The sequence below is a fragment of the Methylomonas sp. MK1 genome (genome assembly GCF_000365425.1).
In the GTDB taxonomy this organism is placed as follows: domain Bacteria; phylum Pseudomonadota; class Gammaproteobacteria; order Methylococcales; family Methylomonadaceae; genus Methylomonas.
In genome coordinates this window covers 2,406,115-2,419,088 of sequence record NZ_AQOV01000001.1, presented here as the reverse complement: position 1 = coordinate 2,419,088, position 12,974 = coordinate 2,406,115, and the positions used below count along the sequence as shown (strand labels likewise).

General features: G+C 55.8%; 10 protein-coding genes and 1 riboswitch. Of the genes, 8 read left to right on the top strand and 2 right to left on the bottom strand.

All coding sequences use genetic code 11. From position 1 onward, the window contains the following. Positions 1–30: 30 nt before the first annotated feature. Both G006_RS0111420 and G006_RS0111415 read right to left on the bottom strand, forming a co-directional pair. Positions 31–828 (bottom strand): transglutaminase domain-containing protein, encoded by a 798-nt coding sequence (locus G006_RS0111420; RefSeq protein ID WP_020483318.1) that lies wholly within the window; start codon positions 826–828, stop codon positions 31–33. A 101-nt stretch (positions 829–929) separates the two neighbouring features. Continuing rightward, positions 930–2,630, bottom strand: coding sequence for a glycoside hydrolase family 17 protein (locus G006_RS0111415; protein ID WP_020483317.1), 1,701 nt, complete (start codon positions 2,628–2,630; stop codon positions 930–932). Between the two features lie 334 nt (positions 2,631–2,964). Between G006_RS0111415 and G006_RS0111410 the strand changes: the two genes are divergently transcribed. The 8 genes from G006_RS0111410 to G006_RS0111375 all read left to right on the top strand — a co-directional run bounded on the left by G006_RS0111410 (position 2,965) and on the right by G006_RS0111375 (position 12,892). Continuing rightward, positions 2,965–3,483, top strand: coding sequence for a sigma-70 family RNA polymerase sigma factor (locus G006_RS0111410; protein ID WP_020483316.1), 519 nt, complete (start codon positions 2,965–2,967; stop codon positions 3,481–3,483). A 146-nt stretch (positions 3,484–3,629) separates the two neighbouring features. Continuing rightward, on the top strand, positions 3,630–4,655 hold the full coding sequence (locus tag G006_RS25470) for a FecR family protein (protein WP_020483315.1): 1,026 nt from the start codon (positions 3,630–3,632) through the stop codon (positions 4,653–4,655). A 237-nt stretch (positions 4,656–4,892) separates the two neighbouring features. Continuing rightward, positions 4,893–7,424 (top strand): TonB-dependent siderophore receptor, encoded by a 2,532-nt coding sequence (locus tag G006_RS0111400; protein WP_235048854.1) that lies wholly within the window; start codon positions 4,893–4,895, stop codon positions 7,422–7,424. Between the two features lie 78 nt (positions 7,425–7,502). Then, a riboswitch (cyclic di-GMP riboswitch) is annotated at positions 7,503–7,581 on the top strand. 72 nt (positions 7,582–7,653) lie between these two features. Continuing rightward, entirely contained in the window at positions 7,654–8,442 is a 789-nt protein-coding gene (locus tag G006_RS0111395; protein ID WP_020483313.1) for a hypothetical protein, read from the top strand. 153 nt (positions 8,443–8,595) lie between these two features. Continuing rightward, a complete protein-coding gene (locus tag G006_RS0111390) occupies positions 8,596–9,429 on the top strand; it encodes a hypothetical protein (protein WP_020483312.1) in 834 nt (277 codons plus the stop codon). Then, the gene (locus tag G006_RS0111385) at positions 9,426–10,403 is read left to right on the top strand and encodes a hypothetical protein (protein ID WP_020483311.1); all 978 of its coding nucleotides are present in this window, start codon (positions 9,426–9,428) and stop codon (positions 10,401–10,403) included. Before G006_RS0111390 ends, G006_RS0111385 begins: the two co-directional genes overlap by 4 nt. Further along, on the top strand, positions 10,403–12,193 hold the full coding sequence (locus tag G006_RS0111380; RefSeq protein WP_020483310.1) for a hypothetical protein: 1,791 nt from the start codon (positions 10,403–10,405) through the stop codon (positions 12,191–12,193). The genes G006_RS0111385 and G006_RS0111380 overlap by 1 nt, the downstream gene beginning before the upstream one ends. A gap of 117 nt (positions 12,194–12,310) precedes the next feature. Beyond that, on the top strand, positions 12,311–12,892 hold the full coding sequence (locus tag G006_RS0111375; RefSeq protein WP_020483309.1) for a cohesin domain-containing protein: 582 nt from the start codon (positions 12,311–12,313) through the stop codon (positions 12,890–12,892). Positions 12,893–12,974: the final 82 nt, after the last annotated feature.

Below are 12,974 nucleotides of genomic sequence, written 5' to 3'. Positions count from 1 at the left end.
TCGATGTGTGATGGCGCCGCCGGGCGCGCGCTAATCCGGCGGGCCAGGCAGGCGTTCGACATTGGCGGCCATATGCATGGGATAAAGCGCCGGTCCGAATTGGGTAAAGATCGCCACATCCGCCGCGTCGTGGCCGTAAGCGACGATGACCCTACCGCCGCACGGTTCGGCTTGGGTCGGGTCGAAGGTATACCATCGACCGCCCACATAAGCCTCGAACCAGGCGTGAAAATCCATAGGCTGCAAGCCGTATAGATAGCCCACCACCATCCGTGCCGGAATGCATAAGGCCCGGCACAGAGCGATGCCCAGATGGGCAAGTTCGCGGCAGACGCCTTCGCCGGCCATATTGGTTTCGACTGCCGAGAGCTGGAAATGCGGCGAGTCCGGATTGAAACGGATATTGTCACGCAGCCAGCGATGCAGCGTCGCGACTTGGTCGTAGCCGGGTAAGGCGTCGGCGACGATTTCCTGGGCCAGATCGATAAACCGGTCGGATTCGCAATAGCGGGTCGGGATCAGATAGGTCAGTACCGAATCGGGCAGACTCTGCACTTCCGTAAACGGTGCGCCGGGGCAGACGTCGATATGCTCGTTAGTATGAATATCGGCGCTGGTGCGCACGGCAAACTCGCCGGGTGGCGCAATCAGGCGCTGGCAGAGATTGCCGTAGTAGTCGGTATATTCGAATACCGGCACCGTCGGATTCAATGTATACGACTCGCGGGCTACCCATTGATTGGCGCCGTTGCGCGGTCGCAGCATCAAAATGAACGGAGTCTCGATGCTGACATCGAAGGTTATTTCGCAACTAGTGCGCAGCCACATATGGGGTGTCCTTGTGTTGATTACCGAAAAATTAGCCTTGGGGCACGCGCCGATAGGCGCGTTGCCGGAGCCAGCCGCTTGAGCAACATTGATCGTACGTGCTAAATCTTGGCTTTGCCTGAGCGGAGGGGCCAGAACGGGATCGACAGCACCAGTATACACAGCAACCAAGCGATGAGTTGCTGATTGTAAAACGTGTAACCCAGGGCTACCGGTAAACCTTCGCTAAAGCCCGGATGCGCTTGGATAAAGTCGTAGGCAGCCATGAATTCGTGCGTCTCACCTATCACCACGGCGACAGTGCCGAAACTTAAAAAATACGCCAACAAGCGGTCGCGCGGCGTTTGTGAATCACCGCTGGACAGGCTGTCGAAGCGCAGCATCTGCCAGTTTAGCCGGCGTTGAGCCAGGTATAGGCAAACGCTCAAAGCGCAGATGCCAATGGCCGGAATCGCGAATTGTTCGACAGGGAAACTCAGATACCGGCCGTTCAATGCCAGACTGTAGGTTTTATACAGCGCCAGCACCACGAAAAACAGATAGGCGCTTCTCAAGCGGTTTGCCAGGGCCGGCAGCGCGGCTTGGTTGGCTAAAATCGCATAACCGCGTTGCAGCAACAAGCCGCTTAATAGGGTGTTGGCTACTATTAGCAAAATGGTGTAAGCCTGTTGCCAGATGCTATAGCTGGTAAACCACAGAAAGTCCGCCAGCGTCACCAGGCAAGCGCCAAACACTTGGGCCAAGGCTAAAAACACCAATAGGCGCGGCAGCGACAGCTTTGATAATTTCTTGAAGTAGACCGCAACCAGCAACAGCCACAGGCCGGTCGCCCAGGCAAAATGCAGCAACCAGTCAGGGTTTTCGTAAACCGGGCCGGTCAACGGAAATACCGGTTCGCGGTCGATAGTCAACAAGCCCCAATTCGCGCCGACCACGCCTTCGTTATGACTTTTCCAGGGCTGGTTAAAGGCTTCGACGATGTTGTAGTCCAAGCCGTGCCGGTTCACGACTTCGATCAGGCTGCGTATGAAGCGGGTTTCGTTAACGACGCTGGGAATGGCTCGGCCGCGTTGGCGGCCGGCGGCGGGCCAGCCGGACTCGCCGATCAGAATCGGTTTGTTCAGGCCCATGCTATGTGCTTTGTCTTCGATCTGCTGGACGATTTTCTCGACATGGCCTGCGGCATCTTCAATAGCCACCGGCTCGTCTTCCCAGTAGGGCAGAATGTGTACGGTGATGAAATCCACTTCCTGCATCAGTTGCGGGTATTTCAGATAAATCGACCAGACATCGGCATACGATACCGGCTGTTTCACCGCCTGTTTGACCTGGCGGATATAACCGATCAGCGTGTCTACATCCATGTCTTTGCGCAGCAGGACTTCGTTGCCGACCAGCACCCGTTTCACCACATCCGGATTGGCGTTCACCGCTTCGATCAGCGCGGCGATTTCCTTTTTATTACTGGCATGGCCGTCGCCCAGCCAGCCGCCTTGAATCATCTCCACGCCGTGTTTGCGCGCAAATTCGGGAGTAGGCTGCATACCGCCGAGAATCGAGTAGGTACGGATGGTATGGGTTTTATCCGCAATCAAGCCCACGTCCGCGTCGATATGTTCCGGCAGCGGAAATTTTTCGTCTATCGGGCTAAAACCGTCCCGGTAAGGCGCAAACGACAAGCTGCGCAATTTACCCGAAGGTACATCGACCCCGGCGTCTTGCGGGCGATTCAGGCTCCAGGCGATAGCGCCGTGAACGACAACGATGAAAACCAGGCAGAACAAAAGATGGGTGGGGCGCATTACAGGAGATGGTTAAGCTGAGTGAATAAAAACGTGGGTTTGCGGGGATTATACAGGCTTGGCGCGCGCTAAAAATCAAAGTCGGTGAGGCAGACGGCGATTCTCGATAAAACTATGTTATCTGCCGGCCATTTCGCGGGTTATTTGCCGCATTCCCGGATTGCAAGCAAGCAAGGTTCAAAGCCAGGCTGCATGTATGGTGGGGCCTGCCAAGCAGCATTTGTCGTTGGTTCAATTATTGCAAACGCTCTGACGCAAGGCTGCGCTGCGACATTTTGGTGGGGTATCAGCCAGTCGCTGTTTTTGAATAAAGCTTTGGATATTTTCGATACGCATGAGTGCACAGCCATTGACCGATATTTCCGCGTTCTGGACCGAGTCCTTGGCCGATGAGTTATTGCGTTTTTTGACCGGACGCTTGAAATGCCCGGACATTGCCGCTGAATTAACTCATGACACGTATCTGGGGTTACGGCAGATTGCCGAGAAAAGTCAGCCGGATAATGCCCGAGCCATGGCGTTTCGGATCGCGATCAATCTTGCCATTGACCATCAGCGCAAAACCATAGTCAGGGACCGTTACGGCGCTGACGAAGATTTCGATGCGCTGGCTGAAACTATTCCCGGTAACGCCGTGCCACCGGAACAGGTGTTGATCAGTCAACAACGTTTGGCCGCATTGCAACAGGCGCTGGACGAGTTGCCGCAAGCCTGCCGTAGTGTGTTTTTACTACATGGGGTCGATGGCCTGACCTATACGCAAATTGCCGAACGCTTGGGGATTTCCAAATCCCAGGTCAATAAGTTACTGGCCAAAGCCATGGCGCATTGCGCCCGGCAACTGGCCGATTGAACAAAACGCCCGCATTATTTTTCCGCAACCTGCTTCACACCGATGCCGTTAACGCCTGCCGCTTGTTTGCAAAGCCCGTCTTGCTATGATCGCTTTCGTGCCTGGCACGTCTTTATCAATAATACCCCTGCTTAATTGGAGCTCGCATGCCCGCGCCGTCCGACAAATCCGCTCATACAAGTCTGCAAGATCAGGCCATCGCCTGGCTGGTTTGTCTGCGCGACGACAGTTTGAGCGATGCGGAACTCGAAGCGTTCGCCGATTGGCTGAGCCGCGACACCTTGCATGCCGAAGCGTTTACCGAGGCGGAGAATTTGTTCAGAGATATGGTGCTGGCCGGCAACCAGTCCAGACAGGCCGAGGCCCAACAACCAGCGTCTCGGCAAATCGCCCCGGTGACATTCCGCGCCGCTAAAATCAAGCCAGCCAAACCCCAATCGCGCCGGCCCTGGTTTACTGCCGGGCTTGCCTTTGCTGCGATGTGGCTGCTGGCGATTGGTCTGATCATGCCGCAGCAAGCGCGCTTATTTAGCGATTATTTATGCGACTACCGCACGCAAACCGGCGAAATTCGCCAGATTCAGCTCAGCGACGGCAGCCGTTTGCTGATGAACACCAATAGCGCGGTTTCGGTAGCGTTCACCGCCGCGGCCAGGCGTATCGTTTTGCACCACGGCCAAGTGCAGTTTACGGTGGCAAAGGATAGTCGGCGGTCTTTCGAAGTGGTGGTCGACGACTTGACGGTACGCGCGTTGGGTACCGTGTTTGAAGTGTATAAAACCGCAGAGGATCATACCGAGGTGACTGTCCAGGAGCATGCTGTAGCGGTCAGCAGTGCGGGTCTCGACAGTGACGTTACCGTCGCCCAGGGGCAGGGCTTGGTCTATCAACCCGGATTGCCGTTACCGCATCCGCGGGCCGTGGGTGCGGAACAGTACGCTTGGCAGCAACATCGGCTGGTGATCAACGATAGGCCTTTAGCCGAATTGATCAGCGAGTTGGAGCGTTATCGCTTCGGACGGATATTTCTGGCCGATGCAGCCCTTAAAAATCTACGGGTGACCGGAGTGTTTTCTCTGGATACGCCCGATGAGGCGCTGTCCTCGGTGCGCATAGCGCTGGGTTTGCAAGAAACCCGTATCGGTCCCTGGTGGGTGTTATTGCGTCGCTGAGTTTTTGGCGCGGAAACCCTGCGTGCATATTTCGTCAACCCAGCCCTTGAACATCGTCGCTCCCGCACAGACGGGAACGACGATGCGGCTTTAATTTGGAGTCGAAAGCTCGAGCGCATAAGCTCAAACCGTCCGCTTCGACTCCCTCATTTCGAAAATAGTTAAATTTTTGTGATCGATTTTTGTGCTGAAACGACTTCTATGTTGAGAAACATTTTTTTTCGGACAGGACGGATCTTGAAAGCACGGATTAACGATTTTCGCTACCAGCTTGCAGTCGGCGTATGGCATCGGCCAGCCGTATATCTTTGCTATGCGCTGAACGGCAACCGTGTCGGCGTCGATACCTGGGTGTTGATTGGGCTGGTGGCGGCCGGCGGACAATTGAGCAGCAGCCAGGCGGTTGCCGCGGAAGTTATCCGTCACTTCAACATCAGCGGTCAGTCCTTAAATAACGCGTTGATTCAATTTGCCGCGCAAGCAGAGTTGGAATTGATTTTTTCAGCGGACATGTTGCGTGAGCTCGCCAGTCCCGAGCTGCGCGGTGACATGTCGGCGGAGCAGGCATTAACACACTTGTTGCATGGCAGCGGCTTTACCTACCGTTTTATCGATGCCGATACGGTGACTTTGGAACGCAGCCTGACGGCAACGGAGTCATCTAACCTGCCGCCCGTTACCCTGGATGCCATGACTGTCGTGGGCTTGAAAACAAGGGAGGCCGGTGCGGAAATCCTCACCGAGCCGATGCTTGACGAGGCGCGGACCTATGCCGTCAGGCATATTGCCAGCGCTACCGGAACGGACACGCCAATCAAGCAAATCCCGCAGTCGGTGCATGCGCTTAACCGCCCTTTGTTAGACGACCAGCAAACGATCAACGTCAGCGAATCCTTAGTCAATGTCAGCGGCATAGTGGCGCGCAATGAGCTCTACAGTCCGGTTATCGAGGGTACATTGATTCGCGGTTTTCGTTCCGAACAACTGATGGACGGCTTTACCCAGTACTACAACCCCGGCGACCGGGAAAGCACCATTAATATCGAGAGAATCGAGGTGCTGAAGGGGTCTAATGCCTTGCTCTACAGCGGCGGTTCGGGTTCGCCGGTGGGCGGGGTGGTGAATCTGCTTTCCAAATTGCCGCAGGCCAAAGCCTTCGGCGAAGTGGGTTTTAGAATCGGCAGTCACAGCTTTTATCAGCCGTTTTTCGATGTCAATCAACCGCTAAACGCCAATATTCTGTTGCGCATGACTGGCGAGTACACCAACGCCAGACATAACATCGACATGATCGAAACTCAGCGTTTCAACATCAATCCGGCGCTGACGCTGACCGATAACGACAAAACCCGTTTAACGCTCCAAGCCAAACTGTCGCGCTGGCAGCAACCGGAGTATCAGGGCTTACCCGCCACCGGCAGCATTGCCGGCGATTTTGCTACCCGGCCCGACCTGTTCTTGGGGCCGGCCAATCTGCCCGATAGTCATTCGAATGCCGATGCGGTGTGGGCCTCGTTGGAAAGGAGCATCAATCGGAGCTGGCGCTTAAACCTGAAGGCGCGCTATGCGCACTCGGAATTCGACGAGAAAATTCAGACCCTGTTCGGCAGCGATGGCCTCATCGCGGACCGGCCCTTGCTACCGGCATCGAGCTGGGCATTGGTCAATGCCGAATTGTTTCAACAACAGCAAGAGCGCAGCGTGCTGGGCAATTTGCAGGGTAATTTCAAGCTGGGTCCGAGCGAAAACAATCTGTTGCTGGGCGCGGATTACAGTCGCTTGTGCGATGCAGGCTTTATCGAGGGCGATTTTGGCCCCTTGGGTTTGGGTGTCGGTACGGTCGATCTGCGGGCGCCGATATTTGACACCCCTTATGCTGTGCCGGGGCCGGGCCTGGAAAATCAGTTCATCGAAAACATCACTTACGGCGCTTACCTCCAGTGGCAAAGCACTCTGTACCGGCGTTTGCATTGGCTGTCCGGTGTCAGGCTGGGCAAGGTTGGCATCGATTTTAATAATGCCCAAACCGGGGTACACGCTAAAACCGATACGCTGAAATGGCTGCCGCGACTCGGTGGTGTGATCGATCTGAGCGACGAGGTTTCCTGGTTTATTTCCTACAGCGAAGGCATGCGCGGCCAACCCTTTGTGAATTTCGTCGATACGCCGGCGCCGGAATTGTCGAGTCATCTGGAAACCGGCCTGAAATTCAATTTTTCACATCAATTCAGCGGCCAGCTGGCGCTGTATCAAATCGAGCGCAGCCAGGTCGCGGTCACCGACAGCAGCGATTTTCAGCGGCGTTCGGTCGCCGCCGGCCAGCAACGCTCGCGTGGTGTTGAAATGGATTTGCTCTGGCAACCGGTCGAGGGCTTCAGCGTGCTGGCGAACTATGCGCATACCGACGCCCGGTTCATGGACGACGAAGCCGGGGTGGCTGCCGGCACTCGCTTAGCCCAAGTCCCGGAGGATGCCGGGCGGCTCTGGGCGCATTACCGTTTTCAGCAGGATGCGCTGCAAGGCTTTAGCTTGGGTTTCGGCGTTTATGCCCGTGCCGGGGCGTATTTGTCCGACGACAACCGCTTCAAAACCGCCGGCTACCACAGCTTCGACGCGGCGTTAGCTTACGAAACCGGGAGTTTCAAATGGGCGGCTACCGTCAAGAATCTCAGCGATGAGGATTATTTTCAGCCCTACGGCTATTTCGAGGGCCGGGTGGCGCCGGCACCCGGCCGCGCGGGATTCCTGAGTCTTTCGATCAAGTATTGATGCCGTCGTTATCTATTTGCCACAGGAGTTTTTCAGGAGCACCTCACTCAGGGATTTAGAGTGATGTCGTAAGGACCGCGACAAACATGCCACATCCGCCGCGAGACGGAGCCGGAAAGCCACGGGTCTTGGAGATTAAGACAGCCGGGTTACCTGCAAGTTAAATGCCCTAAATTCGGGTTGGCGATTTGCAGATTAACTTTAACCGTAATTTATTAAGGAATAAAAAATGACAATCTTGCACTACAACCGCACTCAACTGGCAAGCGCCGGCCTGTTAGCCTTCAGCGCATTGACCGCCGTTTTAGCGCCTGCAACAGCGAGCGCTGCACAAGTTAGCGGCGATGCCACCATCACCATCAACAATGCCGCTTTTGCGGCGGCATCTGTCAATGTCGGCAGCGGGTATCCGAATGGCTGGATTGTCGCGAAACATTGGGGCGCCAGCGATAATTTACTCGGCATTACCGGCGCAACCAACGGCGGAACGGCGCTATCGGCAACCGCTAGCACAGCGATGTCGTTTGCGGTTAACAGCAACACCACGACCAACAGCTATCCGGCTGCCGGCCCCTATGGCCGTACCGAACAAGCCACAACGATGGACGCCGGCAACACCTCGATCGGTCAAATCGGTCTGAGCGGCGCCTGGTTGTTGACCAGCCAAGGCGGCAGCGGCATTTTGACGCCCTACGACTTTAGCCTGGTAAAAACCGGGAGCACCTGGAATATAAAAACCTTCGATACCGGTTTCGGTTACCAAAATTTCTTGAAGCTGACCAACGTCGCCGAGTCGTTGAACAGCAATGGCGAATTACTACTGAGCGGCGATTTGCAATGGACCGGGTTGTGGGCCGGTTTGGTTGGTGCCAATACCAATGCCGTGGTCGGTACTTTTAGTCTGGCTCCCAGTACTGCGCCATCGGCGGTACCGGTACCGGCGGCGGTCTGGATGTTCGGCAGCGGTCTGCTGGGCTTGCTGGGTGCAAGTCGCAAAAAAGCCTCTGTCGCGGCTTAACTCGAAAGTGGGCTTGGGGCGGTCGCCAAGATTCGCTCCGGGCCTTAGCTTATTGAAATAAATCCTTCTTCTTGCCAGCATGCCGTGCACTGCGGCTGTTTGCGTATTCAGGCAGGGAGAGGGCTTATTCTGACTATCCGCTGTAGGGCTTTTATGAAGATCAACAAAAACCACGGCTATCCCGTTTTGGCCGTGCTGGCTATCGGCATGGGGATGGTATCTCCAAGCGCCGATGCCGCGATATTGAATGCGCCATCCGGCGGCACTTTTACGATGAACCTGGACCGCAATGCGCTGGCGCCTTACGCCGGGGGTTATTACTTGTCGACGTTTTGGAGTACTGCAACGTCCAATGCCGATAATCCGGCCAATACCGGCGACCATTTGCTTAGCCAACTCAACAACACCGAGATTTCCGGACTTAATCAGGTGTTCGAGTTGACGGCTATCGGTAACGATCCTAGTCCGCAAGCCAGTCAGCGTCATGTCAAAGCGACGTCAGCCGAGTTTGCCATCGATACCGGCACTCTGGCCGGTATGGCCGGGGCGCAAGTCGGTATGAGCGGCGTGCAGGGGTTTTATGCGCCCAACTGGCCACCCGGCGGGGCCGGCTTGGTCAACGGCGATTTTTCGCTGCTATACGATGCCGGCCGGCAAACTTTGGGCCGCACCGGCTGGTACCTAGCCAATAACATTTATTTCACGATGGCGGTGTACGACTTAAACAACCTAAGCCTGAGCTTTACCAACGCCGAAAACTGGCAGTTTAGCGGCGATTTACTGATGTCGCCGGAAAACGCCGGCATGTTGCAAGGCGTGCAACTGGTCGATGTCGGCAGTTTCTGTTTGGGCACGGGTGCCTATGCCGGTTGCGGTCAGGTATCGGCGGTGCCGCTGCCCGCTGCGGTCTGGTTATTCGGTAGCGGCTTTTTGGGCTTTATCGGCATAGGCCGTAGGCCATATCTTTCAAGGAGTGTGACATTATGAAAATCAATAATCATCGATCATCCGGCATGCTGTTGGCCGCGAAACTATTAAATTCCCTGGATTCGCCATTCCCGTGCAGGTTGGAATCCACTACAGTCGCTCAACCGCCGTCTGCACCGGAACGACGCTATTTAGGAGCCGGGTTACTACTGGCGGTTTGCGGTATTTTAATGTCCGGCCATGTCCACGCCGCGACAGTAAGCGGCGGTGCGCTGGTCCTTAACCTAAACCGCGATGTGCTAATCGCCAGCGTCGATGTGAATGACTATCCGGACACACCCACCGCCGACTTTCCGATTTGCTGCCGGCCTTCTATTTATCTGGAAGAGTTTTACGACGCTTCGGCCGCATCAAAAACCTTTGTACAGTTGCGGGACGGCAATGCTCCGGATTTATACGATCTGGTATCCGATGAAATTCCGGCGACCGGGCTGCAATTTAGTGTCAACGGGTTGAGTCCGATAGTTAATCCGGGCGGGCGGCAGAACAGAAATACCACTTTCCAGTTCGAACCCGGCAATTTGTTCGGCACTGCCAGCGGTAGTATCGGTCTGGGTGGCGTCATGCGGTTTAGAGTGGACGTCGAGCCACCAACTAATAGAGTGTTGTTGGGCGACATGACCTTGGAATACGATCCTGCTCTGGAAGCGGCTACGCCCGGGCGTTCCGGTTGGGTGATTACCAATCACATCGGCTTCGATGCGGGCGGTTTTGAGCTGTTTGATGTCACCACCGCAATAGTCGGGGATACTTTAAGTCTCAACGGCAATCTGGGTTTAGGGTGGGGCTTCGATCATCTGGGCGCTCGCGACGCCCGTTTGCGCGATACCCGCATCGGCACCTTCAGCTTTCAAACCACGGTGGTGTCCGGAGAACTGCCGGCGGCAGTGCCGGTGCCGATGACGGTATGGCTGTTTGCCAGTGGTTTGGCTGGACTGGTTCTGAATGGTCGTTCTAAAAGAGAGATCGTCTGATGAAACAGGATGAAGTTACAGGATTGACTCGGCCGCGAACTGCTGTGTGCTCCGAGCCTGGCGAATGGCGTATACCCTTTTTCCGTAACGTCAGGCTGGTAAAAATCGCGGCAGGCGTAGGCGTCGGTTTGACATTGACGACAGCCGCGCAGGCAGGGCCTTCCCCGGTAATAAGCTTTGGACAGTATCGTAGTCATCAGGTCAATGTCGATGCCGGCGGGCAAAACATCATCGGTGACAAAGGCAACGAGCCAACGCTGGCCCTGAACCCGCTAAATCCCGCCAATATTGTCGTGGGCTGGCGTAAGTTCGATTCACCGCCCACTGCTGTCAAACACGGCGGCTATGCCTATAGCTTTGACGGCGGCGCGAGTTGGACTACCGGTATGCTGCCGGCCTTACCGCTGCAAACCCGCACCGATCCGGTGTTGGAGGTCGATGGCCAGGGGAATTTTTATTACCAGTCCCTGGCAATATCGGATAGCACGTCGGTGTTTAAATCCGGCGACGGCGGCGTGACCTGGTCGGAGCCGGTGTATCAGTTTAAAGGCGACAAGAACTGGCTGGCCATCGATAAAACCGGCGGTCCCAGCGGCGGGCATATTTACAGCACCTGGCGGCGGCCTGCCGACAGCAATCCAGACCCACATTATGTGCCCAAATATTTCAGCCGTTCCACAGATGGTGGTTTGAGTTACCAGGAGCCGGACGCGGCATTGCCGGTGGCAAACTTCGGTTTCGGCCGGCTGGCCATCGGCCCGGACGGCGAGGTTTATTTATTTGGCGTCGATGAAACGATTTTGTCCGTCAGTGCCTTGGGCATAGTGCGTAGCGGGCATTATTTCCTGAAATCGGTTGATGCCAAAGATCCTAATACCTCGCCCAGCTTTAGCGCGCAAAAAGTCGATATGGGCGGCCACGGCATGATGTTCCTGTCGCCGAGTTTGCAGTTACCCAATCCGTTGGGCGGCGACGGTGATGTGCAAATCGCTGCCGATCAATCGGCCGGGCCGTTGCGCGGCAATATTTATTTGCTGGCACACGTCACGTCCTACGCTTGGCAAGCGGGCGACGATCCGCAGGATATACATTTCGTGCGCAGCAGCGACGGCGGCGCCACTTGGTCGGCACCGGTACGCGTGAATGACGACCCTCCCGGCGCCAATGCGTATCAATGGTTTCCGATGCTAGGCGTGGCGGCCAATTCCCGCATCGACGCGGTGTGGTACGACACCCGCAACGGCAGCGGCAGCGCGCCGTACCGCTATTCCCAACTTTACTACGCCTACTCCTGGGATGGCGGCGCAACCTGGAGCAAAAACCAGGCGGTCACGCCCGTGTTCAATACGCATCTGCCGTATAACATCGTGAACGGCGAAGAGCGGCAAAGCGACAAAATGGGCGATTACACCCAGTTAGTCTCCGACGCCAACGGCGCACACATTGCTTACACTGCCACCTACCACGGCGAGCAGGATGTGTATTACTTAAACGTATTTCCGGATTGCAATAGCAATGGCAAGTCGGACGTGCTGGATATTCAAAACCGCGTTAGCGGCGATACCAATTTGAATCATCTACCGGATAGCTGCGAGAACATCGCGGTAAAAGGCGATCTGGACGGCGACCGCGATGTCGATCAACTGGATTTGAACGTGGTCATTGCTGCCCGCAACAAACCGGCTTCCGGCGTAAACGACCCGCGCGATCTGGACAAAAACGGCGTGATCAATGCGTTGGATGTGCGCAAGCTGACTTTACTGTGTACGCGGTCACGCTGTGCTGTGTAACCAGACCGGCGCCAGTCGGCCCGCCATCGACACACCTGCCCGGCTAAATGAACCGAAAGTATCCCGTCATTCCCGCGCACGCGGGAATCCAGGATGCCGAATATAGGAATAACAACGATGATGAAACAATTCAAAGCCGGCCTGGCCGGCATAGCTTTATACGCGGCCAGTGGTGTCGCCGATGCTGCCATTGATTTACATTTTGTGCCGCTTGACCAAACCGCCGAAGCCATTGAAATTGGCCTGAGCATTTCCGGCTTGGGCGACGCTGCGTTAGGAACGTATGACTTTAATATTCAGTTCGATCCGACGCATTTGGCGTTTGCCGGCGTGGCTTTCGGCGACCCGCTTCTGGGTGACGAGTTGGATGTGTTTGATTTGGGTGGAAACAGTGTCGCCGCCGATTTGCTTGCGCCCGGCGTGCTGAACCTGTTCGAGTCGTCCTTGGACGACGCGGCGGATTTACAAACCCTGCAAGCCGATAGCTTTACGCTGGCAATCATCCGCTTCAATGTGCTGATCGGGGGTAGCAGTCAGCTTGATTTACTGATTAACAGTTTGGCGGATGCCAGCGGGGATGGCTTGTCGGTAAACACCGCGCCGCTTAACGTCAACACTGCCGCCGCCGTGCCCTTGCCGGGGATGTTTTGGCCGATGGTTGGTGGGTTTTGGATGGTGTTGAGGCGGCGTAGGGTTTAGTCTAATGTAGCCTGGATGAAGCGAAGCGTAATCCAGGGGGCGATTCGGTGAATAACCTAGATCGAATTGTACTTCATGCGGG

Coding starts and splice junctions, on each gene's coding strand:
- G006_RS0111375 (WP_020483309.1), top strand. CDS start 12,311: ATGATGAAACAATTCAAAGCCGGCCTGGCCGGCATAGCTTTATACGCG.
- G006_RS25470 (WP_020483315.1), top strand. CDS start 3,630: ATGCCCGCGCCGTCCGACAAATCCGCTCATACAAGTCTGCAAGATCAG.
- G006_RS0111420 (WP_020483318.1), bottom strand. CDS start 828: ATGTGGCTGCGCACTAGTTGCGAAATAACCTTCGATGTCAGCATCGAG.
- G006_RS0111390 (WP_020483312.1), top strand. CDS start 8,596: ATGAAGATCAACAAAAACCACGGCTATCCCGTTTTGGCCGTGCTGGCT.
- G006_RS0111380 (WP_020483310.1), top strand. CDS start 10,403: ATGAAACAGGATGAAGTTACAGGATTGACTCGGCCGCGAACTGCTGTG.
- G006_RS0111395 (WP_020483313.1), top strand. CDS start 7,654: ATGACAATCTTGCACTACAACCGCACTCAACTGGCAAGCGCCGGCCTG.
- G006_RS0111410 (WP_020483316.1), top strand. CDS start 2,965: ATGAGTGCACAGCCATTGACCGATATTTCCGCGTTCTGGACCGAGTCC.
- G006_RS0111385 (WP_020483311.1), top strand. CDS start 9,426: ATGAAAATCAATAATCATCGATCATCCGGCATGCTGTTGGCCGCGAAA.
- G006_RS0111415 (WP_020483317.1), bottom strand. CDS start 2,630: ATGCGCCCCACCCATCTTTTGTTCTGCCTGGTTTTCATCGTTGTCGTT.